Source organism: Luteimonas sp. S4-F44 (assembly GCF_022637415.1).
In the GTDB taxonomy this organism is placed as follows: domain Bacteria; phylum Pseudomonadota; class Gammaproteobacteria; order Xanthomonadales; family Xanthomonadaceae; genus Luteimonas.
Map to the genome: position 1 here is coordinate 2,617,833 of NZ_CP093340.1, position 22,448 is coordinate 2,640,280.

The window sequence follows — 22,448 nt, forward strand, 5'->3', positions numbered from 1 at the left end:
CTCGATGCGCATTGACCGCGCCGCCCCCCGGCGCGACCCTGTGCGCGGTCTTTCCGGGGAATCGCTATGAAGGGTGTCGTCAACCACGTCGTCTGGGGCGCGGTCGCGCTGCTGGGCGCCGCCTGCATGGGCGTCGTCGCCCTGCGTCAAGGCGAACAGATCAGCGCGCTGTGGATTGTGGTCGCAGCGGTGTCGATCTATCTGGTCGCCTATCGCTACTACAGTCTGTACATCGCCAAGAACGTAATGGGGCTCGATGTGCGGCGCGCCACGCCCGCGCACGTCAACAACGACGGCCTGGACTACGTGCCGACCAACAAGCACGTGCTGTTCGGGCACCATTTCGCCGCGATCGCCGGTGCTGGTCCGTTGGTCGGCCCGGTGCTGGCGGCGCAGATGGGCTACCTGCCCGGCATGCTGTGGCTGATCGTCGGCGTGGTGCTGGCCGGCGCGGTGCAGGACTTCATGGTCCTGTTCGTGTCCACCCGCCGCAACGGCCGCTCGCTCGGCGATCTGGTACGCGAGGAGATGGGTCAGGTCGCGGGCACGATCGCGCTGTTTGGCGCCTTCATGATCATGATCATCATCCTGGCGGTGCTGGCGATGATCGTCGTCAAGGCACTGGCCGAGAGCCCCTGGGGCATGTTCACGGTGATCGCGACGATGCCCATCGCGATCTTCATGGGCCTGTACATGCGCTACATCCGGCCCGGCAAGATCGGCGAGATCTCGGTGGTCGGCATCGTGCTGCTGCTGGGCGCGATCTGGCTGGGCGGCAAGGTCGGCGCCCACCCGACCTGGGGCCCGGCGTTCACCTTCACCGGCACCCAGATCACCTGGATGCTGATCGGCTACGGTTTCGTCGCCGCGACGCTGCCGGTGTGGCTGCTGCTCGCGCCGCGCGACTATCTGTCGACGTTCCTCAAGATCGGCGTGATCGTCGCGCTGGCGATCGGCATCGTCATCGCCAGCCCCGAGGTCACCTCGCTGAAGATGCCGGCGCTGACCGAGTTCGCGTCCACTGGCGACGGCCCGGTCTGGAAGGGCGGCCTGTTCCCGTTCCTGTTCATCACCATCGCCTGCGGCGCGGTGTCGGGCTTCCACGCACTGATCGCCTCGGGCACCACCCCCAAGCTGCTCGCCAACGAAACCCACGCCCGCTACATCGGCTACGGCGGCATGTTGATGGAATCGTTCGTGGCGATCATGGCGCTGGTCGCAGCCTCGATCCTCGATCCGGGCATCTACTTCGCCATGAACAGCCCGGCCGCGATCGTCGGCACCGATGTGCACAGCGCCGCGGCGGCGGTGAGCCAGATGGGCTTTGTGATCACGCCCGAGGCGCTGGAGCTCAAAGCCCAGCAGATCGGCGAACACACGATCATCTCGCGCGCAGGCGGCGCGCCGACGCTGGCCGTCGGCATCGCGGTGATCCTGCACGACGCCCTGCCCTTCACCGGCGAGGCGGCGATGGCCTTCTGGTACCACTTCGCAATCCTGTTTGAGGCGCTGTTCATCCTGACCGCGGTGGACGCTGGCACGCGCGCAGGCCGTTTCATGCTGCAGGATCTGCTTGGCAATTTCGTGCCGGTGCTGCGCAAGACCGACAACTGGGGTGCCAACGCCCTGGGCACGGCTGGCTGCGTGGCGCTGTGGGGCTACTTCCTCTACCAGGGCGTCGTCGATCCCCTGGGCGGCATCAACACCCTGTGGCCGCTGTTCGGCATCGCCAACCAGATGCTGGCCGGTATCGCGCTGATGCTGTGCACGGTGGTGCTGTTCAAGATGAAGAAGGACCGCTATGCGTGGGTGACCATCGTGCCGGCGGCGTGGTTGCTGATCTGCACCACGGCGGCCGGCCTGATCAAGCTGTTCGACCCCAAGCCGGCGGTCGGCTTCCTCGCCCAGGCCAGTCACTACAAGACGGCGCTGGCCAACGGCGAACTGCTGGGCGCGGCCAAGACCGCCGCTCAGATGCAGCAGGTGGTCGTCAACGCCTACGTCAACGCGGGCCTGACGGCGCTGTTCCTGTTCGTGGTGTTCAGCACGCTGTTCTTCGCGATCCGCGCGATCGTGCGTGCCCGCCGCGTCGCCACGCCGACCGCGCGCGAGACGCCGTACGTCGAACTCTCGGCCGACCAGCAGAAGGCCTGGCTGTGATGCGGGCCGCCGCGGGAGCTGTGCGCTGATGGCCGGCACCCTGGTCCCGGTCGACTACTTCGCCACACACAAACGTGTGTGGCGAAGAGTGGTGCAGACCGCGCGACTGTGCTGCGGGGTACCGGACTATGACAACTACGTCCGGCACATGCTCGACAAGCACCCCGACCGCGAACCGATGGACTACAAGACGTTCTTTCGCGAACGCCAGGAAGCCCGCTTTGGCGGGCGCAGCGGCTTCCGCTGCTGCTGACTCACCCGCAAACCGGGGTCAGCGTGCAATTCTCGAGAAATGCACTCTGACCCCAGTTCTGATCCCGGTTACTGGCCGGCCATGAGGCGCAGGATCTGGCCGACGAAGTAGGCGATCAGGGTGCCGGTGGCGTAGCCGACGGTGCCCAGCAGTACGCCGACCGGGGCCAGCGAGGGATGGAATGCGGCGGCGATGACCGGCGCCGAGGCGGCCGCGCCGATATTGCCCATCGAGCCGACGCCGACATAGAACATCGGCGCCTTGACCAGCCGCGCCGCGCCCCAGATCACCAGGACGTGGACCGTCATCCAGATCGCGCCGATCGCGATCAGCTCCAGCCGGTCGAACAACTTCATGAAATCCATCTGCATGCCGATGCAGGCGATCAGGAAGTACAGGCAGACGGTGCCGATCCGCGATGCGCCGGCGTTCTCCAGCTTGCGCGCGGGCGTGAAGCTCAGCAGCAGGCCGGCGGCGGTCGAGATCAGCACGACCCAGACGAACGAGGAATCGAGACTGAAACGCGCCGCCCATTCGAACTGGGCGAACCAGGCCGCCAGCGGGCCTGCAATCGCGTGCGCCAGGCCGACGAAGCCGAACGCGACCGCGATGATGACCATCAGGTCGGTGAGCGTGGGGATGCGCGCGTTAGCGGCCTCGTAGGCGGCGATCCGCGCCTTCATCTCGTCGATCGCCGCAGTGTCGGCACCTGAGCGCAGGTCGATCTGCGTGGCGCGGTTGGCCAGAAACAGCAGCGTGGCCATCAGCAGGCTGGCCATCGCGACATCGACCACCGCGAACTGCCCGAACAGCGTCGCGTCCACGCCGTAGACCTCGCGGATCGCGACCATGTTCGCGCCGCCACCGATCCAGCTGCCCGCCAGCGCCGCCATGCCTTTCCAGGTGTCGCCGGCGACGGCCGGCGGATGCACCCATTCCATGATCTGGAACGAGACGATCGCGCCCAGCACGACGCCCACCGTGCCGGCGACGAACACGAACAGCAGTTTCGGTCCGAGCTTGAGAATGCCCTTGAGATCGATCGACAACGTCAGCAGCACCAGCGCGGCCGGTAGCAGCACGCGGCTGGCGATCGGGTTGTAGAGACTGTTGTACTCGCCGTCGATCAGCCCGACGGTGTTGTAGAACGCCGGCACGAAGTAGCACAGCAGCAGCGCCGGCACCCAGGTGAAAAACTTCTTCCAGAACGGCGTCGGGCCGCTGGAGAGCCAGAAGATCAGGCCAAGGGTCGCGGCGAGCAGGCCGAACAGGACGATGTCGCTGGTGATCAGCGCGGTATGGGGTGCGGCAGAGTCGATCGCCATGCGGTCGGGCCTTCAGGAAAACGGAATCGGATCAGGACGCCTCGCGTCCAGCCTTGTGCCGGACGCGAGGCGACGCAGGCCCCGTCGGTGGCGACGAGGCGGCGCGCGACGCTTACTGGCCGATGTGCTGCTTGAGCCAGGCGTTGACGGTGTCGTGCCACAGCACGCTGTTGTGCGGCTTGAGCACCCAATGGTTCTCGTCGGGGAAGTACAGCAGCTTCGATTCGATGCCCTTGCGCTGCAGCGCGGTGAACGTGGACAGGCCCTGGTCCACCGGCACGCGGTAGTCCTTCTCGCCCTGCACCACCAGCATCGGCACCTTCCAGTTGGCGACGTGGTTGACCGGATTGAAGCGCTCGTAGTTCTTCGGCTGGTCGAACGGCGTGCCCTGGTTCTCCCATTCGGTGAACCACAGTTCCTCGGTCACATAGCCCATCGAACGCGTGTCGAACACGCCGTCATGGTTGACCAGGCACTTCCACGGCGACTGGCCGCTGCGGTCGAACCAGTTGCCGGCGATCCAGTTGATCATGTAGCCGCCGTAGCTGGCGCCCAGCGCGCAGGCGCGGTCGCCGTCGAGGAAGGCGTACTTCTGCTGCGCCGCCGCCCAGCCCTTCTGCAGATCCTCGAGCGGCTTGCCGCCCCAGTCGCCGCTGATCGCGTCGGTGAACGCCTGGCCGTAGCCGGTGGAGCCGTGGAAGTCGATCATCACCACCGCATAGCCCTGCCCCGCATAGGTCTGCGGGTTCCAGCGGTAGCTCCAGCCATTGCCGAAGCTGCCCTGCGGACCGCCGTGGATCAGGAACGCCACCGGATAGGTCTGCCCTTCCTGGTAGTTCCACGGCTTGACGACATACCCGTAGACAGTGGCGTTGCCTGCGCCCTTGAACGAGAACTGCTCGTAGTCGCCGAAGGCGACATCGGGCAGGCGCTCGGCCGCGGTCGGAGTGATCTGGCGCAACTGCGTATCGGTGCCCAGCGCCTGCAGCGAGCCGGTGTAGAGGGTGTCGCCACTGCGGATCGAATTGCGGCTCAGTGCGATGGTGTCGCCGGCGATCGCGAACGCGGAGATCGAACCGTCGGCGATGAGCTTGGTGACCTCACCGGTGGCGACATCGACGCGGAACAGCGGGTATTCGCCGGTGTCCTGCGCGGCGACATACAACGCGCGGCCATCGGCCGACGGCTGCAGGCTGCTCGGCGAGCGGTCCCACTGCGGCGCGATCTCACGCGCTTGACCGCTGGCGACATCCAGCGCCATCAGCGCGTAGCGATCGGCCTCGAAGCCCGGCCGCTTCATCGCGCGGTAGAACAAGGTGCGGCCATCGGCGCTGAACACCGGGCCGGCATCCCAGGCCGGGTTCGACGCGGTCAGGTTGACCGGCGCGGCATCGCCGGTGGCGTCGATGCGGTAGAGATCGAAGTTCGTCGACCACGGCGCCTCGCGGCCCGCGACCTTGACGCTGGCGACGACCGAACGGCCATCCGGAGCCCAGGTGTAATCCTCCGCGCCACCGAAGGGCTTGGACGGGATGTCGCCCTGCAGTGCATGGCCCAGCGCGCGCACGGTGGCGACCGGGCGCGCACCTGCGGCCGGCAGATCGGCGACGAACAGGCGGCTCATCGTGCCGTCCTTCCAGGTGTCCCAGTGGCGCACGAACAGTTGGTCGTAGACCACGCCGCTGGCCTTGGCGTCCTTCCGCTCGCCGAGCTTACGCTGGGTGCACGCCAGATCGGCAGCGCAGTCACCGAAGGTGTCGGCGCTGAAGGCCACGCGGCGGCCATCGGGCGACACCTGGAAGCTGCCGATGTCGACTGCGACGTCGGTCAACTGGCGTGGGGCGCCGCCGCCCAGCGGCATCGCGTAGACCTGTGAGCTGCCGTGCTTGCTGCTGAGGAAATAGACCGTCTGACCATCGGCCGACAACGCAGGCGAGTTGACGTTCCAGTCATCGGGCGTGATCCGCTTCGGCGGCGCCAGGTCACGGGTCACCAGGTTGCGTGCGTAAAGCGCCGTGGTCGCCTTGCCCGAGTCGAAGTCCAGCGTGCGCTGGGCAAAGACCAGTTGGCGGCCATCGGCGGTCAGCAGCGGCGAGGACACTCGGTCGAGCTTCACCAGGTCGCGCACGTCGAGCCCGCGCTCCTGGGCGGCAGCCGGCAATATGGCGAGCAGGCACAACGACAGCAGGGCGGGACGCAATGGCATGGGACGGGCTCCGGGCAAAGAGTCCGCATGGTAGGCCGGTGCCGCCGGGCTGGCAAAGCGCCCGATGACGGCCCCGCCTGCGTGGGGCGTCGCATGACCGGGCGCCCTGCCGGCACCGGCCCGCATTCATTCCTTCGCGGTGGCGCCGCCCAGATGGGTGGACAGGAACGCGAGCAACCGGGTGTAGAACGCGCGCTTGTTCTCCGGCTTGTAGAAGCCGTGGCCCTCGTTGGCGACGTACAAGGTCTCGACCGGTACATTGGCCGCCCGCAGCGCACGCTCCATCCGGCGCGTGTGTTCGACCGGCGCGACCTCGTCCTGGCCGCCGGCCACCAGCAGCACCGGAACGCGGATCTGCGTCGCCAGACGCGTGGGCGAACGCGCCGACAGTTGCGCGGTATCGTCGCCGACCCACTCGTCGGTCCAGGTGCCCGCCCAGGCCGCGGATCGCCGGTTGTCGGCCCGCATCAACGGCAGGTCGTACACGCCGACATAGCCGACCGCACAGCGATACAGATCCGGCTCGCGCGCCACACCCATCAACGACGCGTAACCGCCATAGCTGCCGCCGTAGAGGCAGACCCGCTCGGCATCGGCAATGCCCTGCGCGATCGCCCAGCGGGTCGCATCGGTCAGATCGTCCTGCATCGTCGTGCCCCAGCCGCGCGCACCGGCCTGGCGGAAGCTGCGACCGTAATTGCCCGAGCCGCGGTAATTGATCTGCAGCACGGCATACCCGGCCTGCGCCAGCATCTGCACGTCAGGATCGAACGCCCAGTCGTCGAAGATGCCGAACGGCCCGCCATGCGGCAGCACCACCAGCGGCAACGGGCCGTTGTCATGCCCCGACGGACGCGTGAGATAGCCGTGCAGCACCAGGCCGTCGCGGGCCGGCAACGAGACCGCGCGCATCGGTGCCATCTGCGTCGGATCGACGCCTGCGCGCCGCGCGAGTGCGAATGCCGCCTCTTTGGTGGCCGCGTCGTAGGTGTAAAAGCTACCCGGATCGACATCGCTGGTCGCCATCAGCACCTTGGTCGAGGCATCGCGCGTGGCCGAGATGATCCGTACAGCCTGGCCAGGGAACGCCTGTTCGAACATGCGCCCGAGCCTGGCGTCGGCGGAGTTGTCGTCGAAGAACACCTGTCGCGGCGTCGCGCCCAGGAACCGCGCGCCGACCGGCGTCGACGTGTCGGGCCGATAGATGACCTCCGGGTCGACGACGGCGTCGCGCAGCACCTCGCGTCGCGTGTCCGCGGCAATGTCCCAGGCGACGATCGCATCCGGACCTTCGGATTGGGTCACCCGCAGGTACGCAATGCGGTCGTCCTCGGAGAAACCGAGTGGATACTCATGGCGCCCGCTTTCACGTTCGTCATTGATCAACCGCCAGTCCTCGCCACGCCCCGTGCGGTAATACAGCTTCGAGCGATTGTCGGCCTGGGCCCCGACCGCAAAGCGCACCTCGCCGGCGTGATCGGTCCTGAATCGCGCACGTGCGACCGGCACCGTGGCTTCGGTCGTGCGGCGCCCTGAATAGACGTCAAGCCGATCGACGCGGGTCATCGGATCCTTGGTGAACGGCGAGACCGCAACCAGGATGTTGCGCGGATCGCCCGGCAGCAGGTCGATCGGAAACGCGCTGACCATCTCGGCCTTGCCGCCGGTCGGGATCCGGGTCCCGGTCGGCGTGCCGCGCACCCGCCAACCCACGAGCAACTGCGCGCGCGACCCATCGGCGTTCATTGCATAGAGCTCGCCGGTGAGCGATGGATAATCGCGCGCGCCGAAGCGCTCGGCCAACGCGAAGACCAGGCGATCGTCGTTGGCCCACCAGAAGTCGGCGATGTGGGTGTTGCGCGGCAACCGGTAGCTGCCGACGATGCTGCGATCGGTCCAGCGGATCACACCGATCGCGGTGGTGTCTCCGTGCGGCATCGTTGCCGCGAAGTACTCGCCGGTCGGCGAGATCTTGATGTCGCGGAAACCGTCGTCCTCGACGAACGGCGCCAGATCGACCTGCGCGTACGCACCCGTACACACGACCGCCACGACGAGCGCAAGCATCCACTGCAGTCCCTTGCGGACCATCTTATTGACTCCTTTGGTAAGCGGCCGCCGCAAGACGGCCGGCCGATGACGCGCTCCCCGCGCGTATTGCCTAGTCTAGCGCGCGGCAGGCGCGCGCGGATGCCGCCTATACTCGCGGCTTCCGCCATTTCCACGACGACGCGCGCATGGCCGCAGCCCCAAGCCCCGCCCTGAGCGGTACCGACGACTTCCTCGGCCACCCCAAGGGCGTCTTCGTCTGTTTCTTCACCGAGATGTGGGAGCGCTTCTCCTTCTACGGCATGAAGGCGCTGTTGCTGCTGTACATCCTCAAGTACCACCTGTTCGGCGACGACGCCGGCTTCGATCTGCTCGGCGCCTACGGCGGCCTGGTCTATGCGATGCCGGTGCTCGGCGGCCTGCTCGCCGACCGTTATCTGGGCATGCGCAAAGCGGTGGTGCTGGGCGGCGTGCTGCTGGTGCTCGGCCACCTGGGCATGGCCTTCGAAGGCGAACAGGCGCGCATCGTCGACGGCACGATCGTGCGCGACGAGACCGCGCTGCAGGTGTTCTACCTGTCGCTGGCGCTGATCATCATGGGGGTGGGGTTTCTGAAGCCGAACATTTCGACGATCGTCGGCAAGCTCTACGCCCCCGAGGACCCGCGCCGCGATTCGGGCTTCACGCTGTTCTATGCCGGCATCAACGTCGGTGCGCTGTTCGCCAGCCTGGTCTGTGCGTTTCTCGGCGAGACCTATGGCTGGAAGTACGGCTTCGGCGCCGCAGGCATCGGCATGGTCGCCGGCCTGATCGTGTTCCTGTGGGGGCAGAAGTATCTGGGCGGCCACGCCGAGCCCAACGACCCGGCGAAGTTGACCGAGAAGCTCGGGCCGCTGAGTCGCGAGTGGTGGATCTACGCCGGCAGTGTCGGCGGGGCGCTGGTCGTGTGGCAGCTGATCCAGCGCACGTGGACGGTGCATGGCGCGATGCACCTGATCGCCGCCGCGCTGGTGGTCTGGTTCGTCTGGTTCCTGATCCGACACTGCAGCCGGGTCGAGCGCGAGCAGATGCTGGCGCTGGTGTTGTTGATCTTCGGGGTGCTGATCTTCTTCACGCTCTACGAGCAGACCTATGGCTCATGGGTCACCTTCACCGACCGGATGCTGACCAAGGATCTGTTCGGTCTGACACCCGGCGGCTATACGCCGGGCGTGCCATGGGCGATCTTTGCATTGGGCGCGAGCCCGCTGCTGATGGTGCTTGCCCTGCGCGCCAGCGACCGCGGCCATGCCGGCCTCGCGCGCGCGGCGGCGATCGCGATGGTCGTGGCCTTGGCTGTGGCGCTGGTGCACGACGTGGTGCTGGTGCCGCAGACCGCTGGCTCGCTGACCTTCCTCGGCGCCTTCTTCATCGTCGTGCTCGCCCCGGTGTTCTCCTGGCTGTGGCCGTGGCTCGACCGCCGCGGCCTGAACCCCGCCAAGCCGACCAAGATGGCGATCGGACTGGTGTTCGCGGGCCTGGCGTTCGTGCCGCTGCTGCTGGCCGCGCAGGCCGCGGGCAATGGCGTACTGGCGAGCGTGTGGTGGCTGGTGCTGGCCTACTTCCTGCTGGAGATCGGCGAGATGTGCCTGTCGCCGATCGGGCTGTCGGCGGTCACCCAGCTGTCGGTCGCACGCGTGGTCGGCCTGATGATGGGCGCGTTCTGGCTGGCGACTGCGTACTCGGAAGTGCTGGCCGCGCAGTTCGGCAAGCTCACCTCGCTCGAAGTCGCCGAGGGCGAAGCAATCGACATGGCCGTGGCCGCGGCCAAGTACGCCGAACTGTTCCAGATCATGTTGTGGATCGGCGTCGGCTCGGGCCTGGCCTATTTCGTGCTTTCACCGCTGGTGCGGCGCTGGATGCACGGCGTGCGCTGACCCCGTCGCACGCTGCCGTCGCCGGCGGCGTGCGGACAGGCGTCACCTGCGCTCGGCCACCTCGGTCGGATCGTGCGGCGCATCGCCATGCGCCGCCTCGGCCTCGACGCTGCGGCGGATTCGCCGCACCTGCGCGGGCATCACCGCCGAGGCGCGGTTGCCCCAACCGTTGCGCACGAAGGTCGCCAGTTCGGCCACCTCCTCGTCCGACATCCGGCCGGCGAAGCCGGGCATGCCCAGATTCGACGGCGCGGTGCGCGTGCTCGGCATCTCGCTGCCCACCAGGATCAACCGCACAAGCGTCGTCGGATCGGCGGCCAGCACGGTCGGGTTGCCCGGCATGCGCGGGAACACGCGTTCGTAGCCCATCGCGTCCGTCCGGTGGCAGGCGGCGCAGCTGTCGACCCACAGTTCCGCGCCGCGGCTGTCGTTGATGCCGGCCTGCAGGGCCTGCGCAGTGCCCGGGTCGGGTGCGAACGACGAGGGCTCGTCGGCCGAGGGCGGCAGCGTCTTGAGGTAGGCGGCGATTGCGCCGAGATCGTCGTCGGTCAGGTGCTGGGTGCTGTGCAGCACCACGTCGGCCATCGCCTGGCCGACGACCGCCTGGTGCCGGTTGCGGCCGGTGCGCAGCAGCTCGATGATGTCCGCCTCGCTCCAGGCGCCCAGCCCGTCGGCGACGTTGCCACGCAGGTTGATCGCCATCCAGCCGTCGATGACCTGGCCGCCGGCCAAATACTGCGGTCCCGACTCGTCGAGCGCTTTTTCCTGCAGCGTGAACGCGCGCGGCGTGTGGCAACTGCCGCAGTGCCCCGGGCCCTGCACCAAGTAGGCGCCACGGGCGATGCGCGCGTCGGCGTAGCGCGAGGCGTCGAAGCCGGCGTCCTGCGGGTCGGGCGCGAACGTCTTGCGCCACACGCCGAGCGGCCAGCGCATCGACAACGGCCAGCGGATGTCTGTGGGCCGGTTCTCCTGCGCGACCGCCGGCACCGCGTGCATGAAGTACGCGTACATCGCGCGGATGTCCTCGTCGTCCATGCGCGCATAGGCCGGGTACGGCATCGCCGGGTACAGCGTGTCGCCATTGGGCAGCAGCCCGTGACGCACCGCGCGATCGAACGCGTCGAGCGACCAGCCACCGATGCCGGTCTGTGGGTCGGGCGTGATGTTGGTGCTGTAGATCGTGCCGATCGGTGAGGCGATCGGTACGCCACCGGCGAACGGGGCGCCGCCGGCCGAGGTGTGGCAGGCCGTGCAGTCGCCCGCAGTCGCCAAGTAGCGCCCCTGCTCGATCAGCGCCGCGTCGTCGGCCGACGGCGTCGGCCCGGCGATGGCCGGCGTCGTGGTCGGCACCAGGGCGTAGGCCAGCAGCGCGGCACCGCCGACCACGGCCAGCGCCGCCAACGAAAGGAGGGTCTTCTTCATCGCACGCCGCCTCATGCCTGCACCAGCGGACCGGGGGCCTTCAGGTACTGGTCGACGATCGCCTTGGCCGCCCAGTACGCCAGCGCGCCGACCATGCCGGTCGGGTTGTAGCCGTTGTTCTGCGGAAACGCGTTGGAACCGATCGCGAACACGTTGGGCACGTCCCAGGACTGCAGGTAGCGGTTGAGCGCCGAGTCCTTCGGGTTGGCGCCCATGATCGCGCCACCGCAGGTGTGCGTGCTCTGGTACTTGGTGATGTCGTAGTGCGTGCCGTCCTTCTTTGCATCGCCCGACAGCGCGATCGGGTTGAGGATGCGGCTCATCTGCTGCGCCTTGTCGACCAGGTACTGCGAGGCTCGGATTTCGTTGTCGTGCCAGTCGAAGGTCATGCGCAGCAATGGGCGGCCGAACGCGTCCTTGTAGGTCGGATCCAGGCTCAGGTAGCTCTGCTTGTAGGACATGCAGGCGCCCTGGACCTCGTAGTAGAACGAGTGCCGGAACGAATCGGCCGCGGCCCGCTTCCACGCGCTACCCCAGGCGGGCGTGCCGGGCGGGACATTGATGCCGCGCACCGGGCCGGCGCCGGGCTGGCGCGCCCAGATGATGCCGCCACCGACGAAGCCGGCCTCGGCGTTATCGAGCTGGTTGCCGTTGAGATCATCGATCGTGGTGCCGGCGCCGCCGATGCCGATGAAGCCGTTGGCCTGCACGTCCTTGTCGAAGAACAGCACCACGCGGTTGAGGTTCTGGTACGAGTAGTTCTTGCCGATCGTACCTTCGCCGGTCTGCGGGTCGTAGGGCGTACCGATGCCCGAGACCAGCATCAAGTGCACGTTGATGTACGAGAACGCGCACAGCAGCACCAGGTCGGCGGGCTGCTGGACCTCGCGGCCCTGCGCATCGAGATAGGTCACGCCGGTGGCCTTGCGGCCGGTGCTGTCGAGGTCGACCTTGAGCACCTGGGCATGAGTGCGCAGCTCGAACAGTTCGCGCTGGCGCAGCACCGGCAGGATGCAGGCGTTGGGGCTGGCCTTGGAGTAGTTCAGGCAGCCGTAGTCGCTGCAGAAACCGCAGGCGTTGCACGGGCCCATCTGGCAGCCGTAGGGATTGGTGTAGGCGCGCGAGGTGTTGGACGCCGGAATGGGGTACGGATGCCAGCCCATCTCGCGCGCGGCGCCGTAGAACAGCTCCGCGCCGAGGTAGTTCGGGTTCGGTGGCAGCGCGTATTCGCGCGAGCGCGAGCCCTCGAACGGGTTGCCGCCCGCCTGCATAACACCGTTGATGACGCCGGCCTTGCCCGAGGTGCCGCACACATACTCGAAGTGGTCGAAATGCGGTTCGAGCTCCTCGTAGCTGACCGGGAAGTCCTGGATGGTCATGTCCTGCGGGATGAAGCCGCGGCCGTAGCGCTGCTCGATGTTGCTGCGGAAGTTGAAGTCCTCCGGCAGCGCACGGAAATGGCAGCCCGACCAGTGGCTGCCGGCGCCGCCGACGCCGGTACCCGGCTTGAACGAGCCCATTTGCCGGTATGGCACCGCCGTCTGGCCGGTGTTGTGGCGGATGGTGATGGTGTCCTGCGCCAGGCTCTGCAGGTACTTGCGATGCACCGAGCCCTCGAGTTCGTCAACCACCTTGGGATAGGCGAAGTCGGGCTGCGTGTCGCGGTCGGCGCCGCGTTCGAGCGCGACCACGTGCAAGCCCGCGTCGGTGAGTTCCTTGGCCAGGATCGAGCCGGTCCAGCCCATACCGACGATGACCACGTCGACCTTCGGTTTCGTCGTCGCCATGCTCAGCCCCTCCTGCCCGACAGGTCGACCGGAGGCAGCGGATACGGACGATCTCGCACGCTCACCCAGTCGATGTAGTCGGCCCGCATGCCCGGGTAGCCGATCATCTTCCACGCCCCCATGCCCTTGTTGCCGCCGTGGACCGGATCGGAGAAGTAGCCGTTCTTGACCTCGGCCAGCAGGTTGGAGAAGAAGACCTTCGACGAGATGTCGTCGAGTTCGAGCTTGCCGTCCTGCGCCGCCGTCAGCAGTGTCTCCTGCTGCGCGTGCTCGAGCTGCGCGAAGGTGCGGCCTTCAAACGTCTGCCTGCAATGCGCATCGACCGCGGCCATGCCCACGCGCAGGATGTCGCGCAGCGGCAGACGGCCCTGGTAGCCGAACTCCGGCGGCGCCTCGAGATACGGGCCCTGCATGTACCAGATCGCGCCGCTGGCGTAGGGCGTCTGCATGTGCCGGTCGATGAACTCGGGCACGCCCGACTCCACCGCACCGGGGCCAATCTCGTCGTGCGGGATCAGGCGGTCGCACGCGGCGATGAGGAACGTCCACTCGACCGCGTTGAAGAATGTCGGCACGTAGTCGCGCACGGGCGTGTCCTGGGAGCCGCCGCAACCCGGCAGCGCGGCGGCAACCGGCAGCAAGGTCAGCCCCTTGAAGAAACGGCGGCGCGACGGCGAGGCCGCGGGATCGGACGGGGTCTGGGACATGGCTGGCTACCTGTGCGGGTGGCTGGAACTGCGGAACGCGGGTGATCGCGCGACGGCGTGTGGCCCCGGCATCCTCGACGTCAGCATCGGTCGCGATGGCGCGCGACGCGCCCGTGCCGAGCGCATACTCACGCTGAGACGTGCGCCTCGGCAGCGGGGACGACGATGCGGCGCGTCCGATTGTCGCAGGCCGTCACCGGCGGTCGGGCTGCAAATTTGCGATGGGGGCCATCGCGAAAACGGGCGCCCGCCTTTCGCCGCGTCAGGCAGCCGGTGCCGGCCCCACTTCTCCATCCAGCGGCGCGGCGCGCAGCATCTCGATCAACGCCAGCACCGCCGGCGGTTGCGGCGAGCGACGCAACGCGTAGATGTCGAGCGATCGATCGCGCGCCCAGTCGTCGTCCAATGCACGCGACGCGAAGCGCGCACTGCCGGCATAGGCGCGCAGCGCGCTCGCCGGCATCAGCGCGACACCCAGGCCGGACTCGATCATGCGACAGATCGCGTCGAAGCTACCGACGGTCAACCGCGGATGGAAGCCCGGATCGCGGCGACGCCCGTGGGTCCTGACCAGACCGTCGAGCGCGCCGCCGGCGCGGTAGCCAATCACCGGATAGTCGAGCACCTGCGCGAACGTCAGCGGCCCGTCGGCGACCGCCAGCGGGTGACCGCGCAGGGTCACCACGTGCACCGCGTCGGGGACGAACGACCAGCGCGCCATGCCCGGCGGGACCGGACCCGACACGCCCACGCCCAGGTCGGCATCGCCTTCCAGGCATGCGCGCAGCACACGGTGGGTGTCGTCCTCGACGATCGACAGGCTGACCTGCGGATGCCGTTCGCCGAACCGGCGCAGGCGCTCGGGCAGTGCGCCGATCAGGCCCGCCGGATTGGTATGCAGGCGGACATGGCCGCGCAACTCGCCCTCGCCCAGTTGCGCGACCTCACGCACCAGCGACTCGATCTCGGCATTGATCCGCTCGGCATGGCCGAGCACGAAGCGTCCCGCCTCCGTGAGGTCGAGCCCCCGCGGCGAGCGGATGAACACCGGCGCGCGCAGCGTGTCCTCGAGCTCGGCGATACGGCGAGACAGCGCCGACGGCGAGATGTGTGCATCGCGTGCCGCCCGGGCGATCGATCCGGCCTGCGCGACCGCGACGAACAATCGCAGCGTGTAGGCATCGAGCTTGAGCTTCATCGCACATCCCATCGCTTCACGGCGGCATCGTGGGTCAGGCTCCGGAGGTCCGCACCTTCGGCAAGCGCGCCGCACGGGCGAGCCGACGCACGCGGGGGCGCATGATCGCAGCTGGTCGGGACCACGACAACCGAAGCGCCGTCCGGCCGCGACGGAAGGCGACCCGCCCGCACCTGACCCAGAACAAGGCGCGGCACTCGCGGGCGGGCGAGGATGCCTGTGAACGAGGAGGCTTCCCATGCACGGCTATCAGGATCTCGCAGGCGACGACATGCCTGCGCCCCAGCTCGACGGCGACACCTCGCGCGGCGCGCTGTGCGAGCGCGGCATCGGCGAGGATGCCGGTCGCTACCGCGCGACGGTCTAGTACGCCGGGCCCCGCGCGCGGCGGCTGGACGAGGCGGGACGCATTCTCGAGGCGGCCGGCGACGCGCGCACGGGCCCCGGCCACGCGGCCTCTTGACAGACACGTCACCTAGCCCGCCCGCTACGACCCGTCAGCCGCCGAGTCGCGCCGGCGGCGTACGACAAGCGGCGAACAGATCCAGGTCGCGCTCGTACACGTCACTGCGCACATCGAACAGGCCGAGCATGGCGTGATAGAAGTTGTCGTGGCTGTAGGCCCGGCTGGCGGCATGGCCGCCAAGGCAGCCGAGATCGAGCCCCGCATGCTGCGAGAATGCCGGCGAGACCCACATCAGCATCGGCACCTTCTTCTGTTCGTCGGGCGCAATCATGTAGGGCGTGCCGTGCAGGTACATGCCGCGCTCGCCCAGCGATTCGCCATGATCGGACAGGTAGATCATCGCGACATCGCGCTGGGCGGCGTAGCGCTGCAACAGATCGATGGTGTTGGCGAGCATCCGGTCGGTGTAGACCAGCGTGTTGTCGTAGGTGTTGGTCAGCGCCTCTCTGCTGCACTTATGGATCTGGTTACTGTCGCAGGTGGGCGTGAACGCACGGGCCTGCGCCGGATAGCGCTCGAAATAGGTCGGACCGTGGCTGCCCAGTTGGTGCAGCACGATCAAGGCGTCGCCATGCATCGCATCGATCCGCGCATCGAGCTGGTGCAGCAGGACTTCGTCGTAGCAGGTGCCGTCCTTGTTGACGCAGTGCTCGGCGATCTGCATTTTGGGCATGTCTTCATTGGTCACACGTACGCAGACGCCCTTGCATCCACCGTTGTTGTTGTTACGCCAGAGAATCTCGACCCCGGTGCGAAGCAGCACGTCGAGCAGGTTCTCTTCCGTCGCTGCCCGCACCTCGTCGTACTGCGGGCGCGTCATGCGCGAGAACATGCACGGCAACGAGATCGCGGTGGCAGTGCCGCAGGACCACACGTCCGAAAAACTGATGATGTCCGCGCGTTTGGATAACACCGGATTGGTGGGGCGCGGATACCCGTTGAGCTGGAAATTCTGCGCACGCGCGGTTTCGCCCACGACCACGATCACCAGTTTCGGCCGTGCACCGGCGACGGGCGCCGCGCGCGTGGCGTCCTCGGCGACGGTCCGCAGCGGCTGCGCAGTCGCGCTGTACCTGCGCTTGAGATAGCCATTGGTATTGCGCACGAAATTGAACGGCAGCAGTTGGTCGCGGATATGCCCGTTGTTGCGCAGTAACGATGCATAGTCCTTGTAGAACGTCATCGTCACCGCGAACAGCACGATCGATGTCACCAGCACATTGCCCAGCCACCAGACCAGCGTGCGCATCGGCGTGCCGACCGATTTGGTCTGCAGGAACATCGTCGCTGCGGCCGGCACGATGCCCAGCCCGAGGATGGTGAGCAGCAGCGGGAGAGAAAAATACGAGGCCATTTCGGCCTGATTGGTCTCGAAAAAGTTCTGCACCATGCTGCGGTCGATCAGCACGTTATAATGCAGCATGAAGTAACTGCAGCCGGCACTGATCACCACCAGGGTGGCCAGCAAGGGTTTACGGATATACGGCAGGGCCACGACCGGCGTGAGCAGCAGATTGATGATGCAGAACATAAAGACCGGCAGACTGAGGAAGAACGACAGGCTGCGCAGGCCATCGATCTCCACCTCCAGCCACAACGTCCGCCATAGCACCACGTTGCCGATGGTGGCGAAGAACAATGCCGCCACCCAGGTCAGCTGGACAGGGTTGAGCCGCAAAGACGTCGAAGGCGGTGACATGCGCGAAATCCAGCCGGACTAAAAGTGCGCGCAGTCTTGAGAACCCATCGTCAGGAAGTTGTTAGAGCACACGCCCCATGACTCGACTGCTCATCATCGAGGACAACCCCGAGCTGGTGGCCAACCTGTACGGCTTCTTCGAGCCCTTGGGCTACGTCATCGACGACGCCCGCGATGGCGCCACCGGCCTGCGGATGGCCACACAGAACGATTACGACGCCATCCTGCTGGATCTGATGCTGCCGCGACTCGACGGCATGACGCTGTGCCGGAAGTTGCGCGAGGAGTTCCAGAACCCGGTTCCGGTGCTGATGCTGACCGCACGCGACCCGGTCGACGATCGCGTGCAGGGCTTCGCACTGGGCGCGGACGACTACCTGGTCAAGCCGTTCTCGCTCAAGGAGCTGGACGCACGCATCAAGGCGCTGGTGCGCCGCGCGCAGGGCCGGCAGGTGCTGGGCATGCTGCGCTGGGAAGACCTGCAGGTGGACACCCGCGCCCCGCAGGCCTGGCGGCAGGGCCAGCCGATCGCGCTGACCCCCAGCACCCACAAGCTGCTGCTGTGCCTGATGCGCGCCGCGCCCTCCGTGGTCCGCAAGCAGGAGATGGAGTATCTGTTGTGGGGCGACGACCCGCCCGACAGCGGCGCCTTGCGCACCCATATCCACGAACTGCGGCAGCAGATCGACAAGAGCTTTGAGCCGGCGCTGATCGAGACGATGCACGGCGTGGGCTGGCGCTTGCTTGGGCCTGCGGCCACGATGTCGGACTGATCGAGGACGACCCAACATGAAGGTCATGCGCACCGCGCTCCGCCAGATGACGCTCAAGACCCGGATCACGGTGTCGTTCGTGCTTGCGATGGTGGCGGCGATGACGCTCGTGGTGCTGGCCGAGCAGCTCGATTACGACGAACTCCGGGAGAACGTGATCTCCCACAGCCTGACCCGCACGGCGCACCGGCTGGAGGCCGACCTCGCGCGAGGAGTCGCACCTGCCCTTCCCGAAGACACCCGGCTCTACGACGCGCGGAGCGTGCCCGAGACACTCAGCTGGTATCCGCCGGGCTACCACAGCGCCGAGCGGCCAGGCGGTTGGCACCTGCTGGTCTTCGAGCGCGAGGGCGCGCGCCACTACCTGCAGCAGGCCGATACGCACTTCGCGTATCTCGAGCTTGCGATCGACATCTACGCGCTGTTGATCATCCTGCTGTGCATCCTGTGCGCCTTCTGGATCGGACGCGCGACCGCGACCCGGGTCATCGCGCCGATCACCCGCCTGGCCGAGGCGGTGGAGCGCAAGCAGAAGCCCTTTCCGTTCCAGGAGGCGCGCGACGAGATCGGCATCCTGGCCCGCGCGTTCGCCCAGCACAGCGACGAGGCGGAGCAATTCCTGCAGCGCGAACGCTGCTTCGTCGGCGACACCAGCCACGAACTGCGGACGCCGCTGGCCATCATTGCGGGCGCTGCGGAAACCATCGCGCACCAGTTACCTGCCGGCAGCCACCTTGTCGGAAGTGCCGAACGCATCGTGCGCACCACCCAGGAAATGCAGCGTCAGCTCGCCTGCCTGCTGCTGCTCTCGCGCGACCCGCAGAGCCTGACCCGCACCGATGTCGCACTGCGACCGCTGATCGAGGAATGCATGCTGCGCTGCCGTCCGTGGCTGGCGGGCAAGCCAGTGGCCCTGGTCCTGAACGCGCCGCAGGAGGTCCATCTGCACACGAACCCGGAGCTCGCCTGCAGCGTGATCTGGAACCTGCTGCGCAACGCCTGCCAGTACACCGACGAGGGCGAGGTGCGCATCGCCCTGCACGACGCGACCCTGGTGATCGCCGACACCGGCCCCGGCCTGCCGCCCAGCATCGACCCGCGGCAGTTCCAGCGCTTCCAGGCGAGCGCCCGGCAGAGCGGCGAAGGCCTGGGCCTGTCGATCGTGCAGCGCATCGTCGAGCACCTGGACTGGCGGATGACGGTCGACAGTTCGCAGGAGGGGTGCCGGTTCACGCTCGACATGCGGGCCGATGCCTGACCGGACGACCTGCCCCCTGCGGATGTGGCCTGGACCGATGCCTCAGACGGCGACGCGGCTGACGAACATCTGACGGCGCCTGCGCCACGCTTGTCCTGATCCAACGTCGCAGGACATTGCAGATGCCATCGCCAGGCCCCGCCGAGACCGGCAAGTACCCACACGGCAAGACCGGCCTGAGTCGGATCGCGCACACCTTGCTGTACTCGCGCGACGGCTTTCTCGCTGCCTTCCGCAGCGAGGCGGCGTTCCGCCAGTTGCTGGGCCTGCATGGCACGCTCATCGTCGTGGCCTGCCTGCTGGACGTGGGACCGCTCGCACGCGCGCTGATGCTGGCGGTGTGCTTTGTCAGCCTGCTGACCGAATTGCTCAACTCGGCGATCGAAGCCGTGGTCGATCGCATCTCGCTCGAGCGCCATCCGCTGTCCAAGCGCGCCAAGGACATGGGCAGCGCCGCCCAGTCCATTGCGCTGCTGATGGTCGGCACGGTCTGGGCCTCGATCCTGCTGGGCTAGGCGACGACCCAAGCACCGGGCCCTGCAAGCTGGGCCACGACAGCGCTGATGACTGCCAGCGTCCTCGGCTCCCGGGGGTGCGATCGCGACGCTGCGAGGCACGGGCACCCGCCGCAAACAAAAACCCCAGCGTGCACGGGCGCGCTGGGGTTCGTCGTCGACGCGATGTCGCCCGCGATCAGAACGGGATGTCGTCGTCGGAGAAGTCGTCCATCGGGGCCGGACGCTGCTGCGGGGGGGCCTGGCGCTGCGCGGGGGCGCTGCGCTGCGGCGGGCCGTCGTTGCCCGGGCCGCGCTGCGGGCGGCTGCCGCGGTCGTAACCGCCACCGCCGCCGCCACCACCACCGCCGCCACCACCCTCGCCGCGACCGCCGAGCATCTGCATCTCATTGGCGACGATATCGGTCGAGTACTTCTCCACGCCGTCCTGGCCGGTGTACTTGTCGTAGCGGATCTCGCCTTCGACATAGACCTGGCTGCCCTTGCGCAGGTACTCGCCGGCGATCTCGCCGAGCTTGCCGAAGAACACCACGCGGTGCCATTCGGTGCGCTCCTGCTTGTTGCCATCGCGGTCGTTGCGCACGCTGGTCGTGGCCAGGCTGATGCGGGTCACGGCCATGCCGCCCTGGGTGTACTTGGTGTCGGGATCGTTGCCGAGGTTGCCGACCAGGATCACTTTGTTGATGCCACGGGCCATGAGGAGTCCTTGGAATTGCGCCGGCGCGGGTGTCCGGGAATGAAGAGGGGGCGCGGGACAGTGAATTATACCGGTCGCCGGGGCGCGATCCGGCAACCCCCTGGCGCAGGGCCGGGAAAGCGCCCCCGCCGCCGTCGGGGCTCTCCTATAATTCCGGGTCTGCCCGTCCCGGATCCCGCATGAACAACGCCGCCGCCCCGGCCGCCAGGCTCGACCTGCCGGCGATCCAGTCGCTCGCCGCCGCGGACATGGCCAAGGTCGATGCGCTGATCCGGCGCCGGCTAGCGTCGGATGTGCTGCTGATCAACCAGGTGGCCGAGCATATCGTCTCGGCGGGCGGCAAGCGGCTGCGGCCGATGCTGGTGATGCTGGCCGGCCAGGCCACCGGGCAGGTGCGAGGCGACCACCACCAGCTTGCGGCGATCGTCGAGTTCATCCACACCTCGACCCTGCTGCACGACGATGTCGTCGACGAATCCGACCTGCGCCGCGGCCGCAGCACGGCCAACGCGATCTGGGGCAACGCCGCCAGCGTGCTGGTCGGCGATTTCCTGTACTCGCGCAGCTTCCAGCTGATGGTCGAGCTCGACAGCATGGCGGTCATGCGCCTGCTCGCCGACACCACCAACCGCATCGCCGAAGGCGAGGTGCTGCAGTTGCTGCACGTGCGCAACCCCGACACCGACGAGGCCGCGTACCTGCGCGTGATCGAGCGCAAGACCGCGGTCCTGTTCGCCGCCGGCACCCGCCTGGGCGCGATGGCGTCCAGTGCCGACGAGGCCACCCAGCAGGCGCTCTACGACTACGGTATGCAGTTGGGCTACGCATTCCAGATCGCCGACGACGTGCTCGACTACTCGGGCGACGCCACGGCGCTGGGCAAGAACCTCGGCGACGACCTCGCCGAGGGCAAGGCGACGCTGCCGCTGATCCACGCGATGGCCCAGGCCACGCCCGAGCGCCGCGCGCGGCTGCGCACGATCGTCGAGCAGGGCGACACCACAGCGCTGCCCGAAGTGCTCGCCGCGATCGCCGACGCCGGCAGCCTCGCCTACAGCCGCGCACGCGCGGTCGAGTACGCCGACGCCGCCGAACGCGCGCTCGGCGGCCTGCCGGACAACGACGCCATCGCCGCGCTGCGCGGCCTGGCCCGTTACGCGGTCGAACGCGGGTACTGAGGCCCCGTTTTCGGGCGCGTGCGCGACGCCCCGCCGCTGGCCCGCCTCAGCGGGTCGGCGAGGCCAGCACCTCCGCGAAGAAATCCTCCATCTGCCGCCAGGCGCGCGCCGCCGCGCGCGGGTGGTAGACGCAGCCAGGCGGGCTCGCGGCGTCGGACTCGGCGAAGCAATGCACCGCGCCGCTGTAGTTGACGAACTGCCAGTCGGCGCCGGCCGCGTCCATCTCGCGCTCGAATCCGGCGATGTCGTCCGCGCTCACACTGCGGTCGGCAGCGCCGTTGAGCACCAGCACCGGCGCCTTCACTGCATCGGCCGCCGCCGGCAGCGGCGTCGACAGGCCGCCGTGCAGGCTGACGACGCCGGCGAGCGCCTCGCCTGCGCGGACCAGTTCGAGCACGGTCGTGCCGCCGAAGCAGAAGCCGAACGCGGCGATCCGATCGGCATCGACCTGGGGCTGCGCCTTGAGCACCTCCACCGCCTTGCGCGCGCGAGCGCGCAAGGTCGGCCGATCGTCGCGCAGGGCCTTGGCGACCGGGCCGGCCTCGACATCGGTCGTGGGCCGCACGTGCTTGCCGTAGACGTCGGCGACCAACACGACGTAGCGATCGCCGGCCGCCTGCCGCGCCTTCTCGACCGCCGAGTCGTTAACACCCTTCCAGTTGGGCACCATCACCAAGCCCGGCCTGGGACTCGTGACAGCGTCGTCGTAGACCAACACGCCGGCGAAGGTCTCACCGTCGAGTGTCCACTCGACCGGGTCGGCTTTCGGAGCGGCGAGCGCGGACGTGGCACAGACCAGCGACAACAACACGAGCAGGGACAGGCGTTTCATCGGACGG

General features: G+C 67.8%; 18 protein-coding genes. 8 read left to right on the top strand and 10 right to left on the bottom strand.

From position 1 onward, the window contains the following. The first annotated feature begins 66 nt into the window (after positions 1-66). Together MNO14_RS12010 and MNO14_RS12015 are read left to right on the top strand one after the other, a co-directional pair. The gene (locus tag MNO14_RS12010) at positions 67-2,160 is read left to right on the top strand and encodes a carbon starvation CstA family protein (protein ID WP_241943961.1); all 2,094 of its coding nucleotides are present in this window, start codon (positions 67-69) and stop codon (positions 2,158-2,160) included. 28 nt (positions 2,161-2,188) lie between these two features. Beyond that, entirely contained in the window at positions 2,189-2,413 is a 225-nt protein-coding gene (locus tag MNO14_RS12015; protein WP_183426764.1) for a CstA-like transporter-associated (seleno)protein, read from the top strand. A gap of 68 nt (positions 2,414-2,481) precedes the next feature. Here the strand turns inward: MNO14_RS12015 and MNO14_RS12020 are convergent, their stop codons facing one another. The 3 genes from MNO14_RS12020 to MNO14_RS12030 all read right to left on the bottom strand — a co-directional run bounded on the left by MNO14_RS12020 (position 2,482) and on the right by MNO14_RS12030 (position 8,035). After that, positions 2,482-3,738 carry a DUF819 family protein gene (locus MNO14_RS12020; RefSeq protein ID WP_241943962.1) on the bottom strand — a complete coding sequence of 419 codons (1,257 nt, stop codon included), beginning with the start codon at positions 3,736-3,738 and terminating at the stop codon, positions 2,482-2,484. Positions 3,739-3,850: 112 nt separating this feature from the next. Beyond that, entirely contained in the window at positions 3,851-5,944 is a 2,094-nt protein-coding gene (locus MNO14_RS12025; protein WP_241943963.1) for a S9 family peptidase, read from the bottom strand. Between the two features lie 126 nt (positions 5,945-6,070). Beyond that, complete coding sequence (locus tag MNO14_RS12030; protein ID WP_241943964.1) at positions 6,071-8,035, bottom strand: S9 family peptidase; 1,965 nt, start codon at positions 8,033-8,035, stop codon at positions 6,071-6,073. 146 nt (positions 8,036-8,181) lie between these two features. On the opposite strand from MNO14_RS12030, the gene MNO14_RS12035 reads away from it, so the two are divergent. Beyond that, entirely contained in the window at positions 8,182-9,909 is a 1,728-nt protein-coding gene (locus MNO14_RS12035) for an oligopeptide:H+ symporter (RefSeq protein ID WP_241943965.1), read from the top strand. 42 nt (positions 9,910-9,951) lie between these two features. Here MNO14_RS12035 and MNO14_RS12040 read toward each other — a convergent pair whose 3' ends face one another. From MNO14_RS12040 to MNO14_RS12055, 4 genes are all read right to left on the bottom strand, one after another. Next, complete coding sequence (locus tag MNO14_RS12040; RefSeq protein WP_241943966.1) at positions 9,952-11,331, bottom strand: cytochrome c; 1,380 nt, start codon at positions 11,329-11,331, stop codon at positions 9,952-9,954. 11 nt (positions 11,332-11,342) lie between these two features. Continuing rightward, on the bottom strand, positions 11,343-13,118 hold the full coding sequence (locus MNO14_RS12045; RefSeq protein ID WP_241943967.1) for a GMC family oxidoreductase: 1,776 nt from the start codon (positions 13,116-13,118) through the stop codon (positions 11,343-11,345). A 2-nt stretch (positions 13,119-13,120) separates the two neighbouring features. Next, entirely contained in the window at positions 13,121-13,825 is a 705-nt protein-coding gene (locus tag MNO14_RS12050; RefSeq protein WP_241943968.1) for a gluconate 2-dehydrogenase subunit 3 family protein, read from the bottom strand. A 262-nt stretch (positions 13,826-14,087) separates the two neighbouring features. After that, on the bottom strand, positions 14,088-15,023 hold the full coding sequence (locus MNO14_RS12055) for a LysR family transcriptional regulator (RefSeq protein WP_241943969.1): 936 nt from the start codon (positions 15,021-15,023) through the stop codon (positions 14,088-14,090). 238 nt (positions 15,024-15,261) lie between these two features. Between MNO14_RS12055 and MNO14_RS16645 the strand changes: the two genes are divergently transcribed. Continuing rightward, positions 15,262-15,390, top strand: a complete 129-nt coding sequence (locus MNO14_RS16645) for a hypothetical protein (protein ID WP_256451827.1) — start codon at positions 15,262-15,264, stop codon at positions 15,388-15,390. 130 nt (positions 15,391-15,520) lie between these two features. Here the strand turns inward: MNO14_RS16645 and MNO14_RS12060 are convergent, their stop codons facing one another. Further along, on the bottom strand, positions 15,521-17,188 hold the full coding sequence (locus tag MNO14_RS12060) for a phosphoethanolamine--lipid A transferase (RefSeq protein WP_241943970.1): 1,668 nt from the start codon (positions 17,186-17,188) through the stop codon (positions 15,521-15,523). 77 nt (positions 17,189-17,265) lie between these two features. Between MNO14_RS12060 and MNO14_RS12065 the strand changes: the two genes are divergently transcribed. From MNO14_RS12065 to MNO14_RS12075, 3 genes are all read left to right on the top strand, one after another. After that, positions 17,266-17,961, top strand: coding sequence for a response regulator transcription factor (locus tag MNO14_RS12065; protein ID WP_241943971.1), 696 nt, complete (start codon positions 17,266-17,268; stop codon positions 17,959-17,961). Positions 17,962-17,986: 25 nt separating this feature from the next. Further along, positions 17,987-19,219 (top strand): HAMP domain-containing sensor histidine kinase, encoded by a 1,233-nt coding sequence (locus MNO14_RS12070; protein ID WP_241946336.1) that lies wholly within the window; start codon positions 17,987-17,989, stop codon positions 19,217-19,219. 122 nt (positions 19,220-19,341) lie between these two features. Next, on the top strand, positions 19,342-19,734 hold the full coding sequence (locus MNO14_RS12075; protein WP_241943972.1) for a diacylglycerol kinase: 393 nt from the start codon (positions 19,342-19,344) through the stop codon (positions 19,732-19,734). A 178-nt stretch (positions 19,735-19,912) separates the two neighbouring features. On the opposite strand, the gene MNO14_RS12080 is transcribed toward MNO14_RS12075, so the two are convergent. Beyond that, the gene (locus MNO14_RS12080; protein WP_183426755.1) at positions 19,913-20,431 is read right to left on the bottom strand and encodes a single-stranded DNA-binding protein; all 519 of its coding nucleotides are present in this window, start codon (positions 20,429-20,431) and stop codon (positions 19,913-19,915) included. Between the two features lie 179 nt (positions 20,432-20,610). On the opposite strand from MNO14_RS12080, the gene MNO14_RS12085 reads away from it, so the two are divergent. Next, positions 20,611-21,609, top strand: coding sequence for a polyprenyl synthetase family protein (locus MNO14_RS12085; RefSeq protein WP_241943973.1), 999 nt, complete (start codon positions 20,611-20,613; stop codon positions 21,607-21,609). Positions 21,610-21,655: 46 nt separating this feature from the next. Here MNO14_RS12085 and MNO14_RS12090 read toward each other — a convergent pair whose 3' ends face one another. Further along, entirely contained in the window at positions 21,656-22,441 is a 786-nt protein-coding gene (locus MNO14_RS12090; RefSeq protein WP_241943974.1) for a dienelactone hydrolase family protein, read from the bottom strand. Positions 22,442-22,448: the final 7 nt, after the last annotated feature.

What these genes read in the sequence shown, in the direction of transcription:
- MNO14_RS12065 (WP_241943971.1), top strand. Translation starts at nt 17,266, where the DNA reads ATGACTCGACTGCTCATCATCGAGGACAACCCCGAGCTGGTGGCCAAC.
- MNO14_RS12015 (WP_183426764.1), top strand. Translation starts at nt 2,189, where the DNA reads ATGGCCGGCACCCTGGTCCCGGTCGACTACTTCGCCACACACAAACGT.
- MNO14_RS12060 (WP_241943970.1), bottom strand. Translation starts at nt 17,188, where the DNA reads ATGTCACCGCCTTCGACGTCTTTGCGGCTCAACCCTGTCCAGCTGACC.
- MNO14_RS12055 (WP_241943969.1), bottom strand. Translation starts at nt 15,023, where the DNA reads ATGAAGCTCAAGCTCGATGCCTACACGCTGCGATTGTTCGTCGCGGTC.
- MNO14_RS12085 (WP_241943973.1), top strand. Translation starts at nt 20,611, where the DNA reads ATGAACAACGCCGCCGCCCCGGCCGCCAGGCTCGACCTGCCGGCGATC.
- MNO14_RS12030 (WP_241943964.1), bottom strand. Translation starts at nt 8,035, where the DNA reads ATGGTCCGCAAGGGACTGCAGTGGATGCTTGCGCTCGTCGTGGCGGTC.
- MNO14_RS12045 (WP_241943967.1), bottom strand. Translation starts at nt 13,118, where the DNA reads ATGGCGACGACGAAACCGAAGGTCGACGTGGTCATCGTCGGTATGGGC.
- MNO14_RS16645 (WP_256451827.1), top strand. Translation starts at nt 15,262, where the DNA reads ATGCACGGCTATCAGGATCTCGCAGGCGACGACATGCCTGCGCCCCAG.
- MNO14_RS12010 (WP_241943961.1), top strand. Translation starts at nt 67, where the DNA reads ATGAAGGGTGTCGTCAACCACGTCGTCTGGGGCGCGGTCGCGCTGCTG.
- MNO14_RS12090 (WP_241943974.1), bottom strand. Translation starts at nt 22,441, where the DNA reads ATGAAACGCCTGTCCCTGCTCGTGTTGTTGTCGCTGGTCTGTGCCACG.
- MNO14_RS12070 (WP_241946336.1), top strand. Translation starts at nt 17,987, where the DNA reads ATGCGCACCGCGCTCCGCCAGATGACGCTCAAGACCCGGATCACGGTG.
- MNO14_RS12075 (WP_241943972.1), top strand. Translation starts at nt 19,342, where the DNA reads ATGCCATCGCCAGGCCCCGCCGAGACCGGCAAGTACCCACACGGCAAG.
- MNO14_RS12040 (WP_241943966.1), bottom strand. Translation starts at nt 11,331, where the DNA reads ATGAAGAAGACCCTCCTTTCGTTGGCGGCGCTGGCCGTGGTCGGCGGT.
- MNO14_RS12035 (WP_241943965.1), top strand. Translation starts at nt 8,182, where the DNA reads ATGGCCGCAGCCCCAAGCCCCGCCCTGAGCGGTACCGACGACTTCCTC.
- MNO14_RS12080 (WP_183426755.1), bottom strand. Translation starts at nt 20,431, where the DNA reads ATGGCCCGTGGCATCAACAAAGTGATCCTGGTCGGCAACCTCGGCAAC.
- MNO14_RS12050 (WP_241943968.1), bottom strand. Translation starts at nt 13,825, where the DNA reads ATGTCCCAGACCCCGTCCGATCCCGCGGCCTCGCCGTCGCGCCGCCGT.
- MNO14_RS12020 (WP_241943962.1), bottom strand. Translation starts at nt 3,738, where the DNA reads ATGGCGATCGACTCTGCCGCACCCCATACCGCGCTGATCACCAGCGAC.
- MNO14_RS12025 (WP_241943963.1), bottom strand. Translation starts at nt 5,944, where the DNA reads ATGCCATTGCGTCCCGCCCTGCTGTCGTTGTGCCTGCTCGCCATATTG.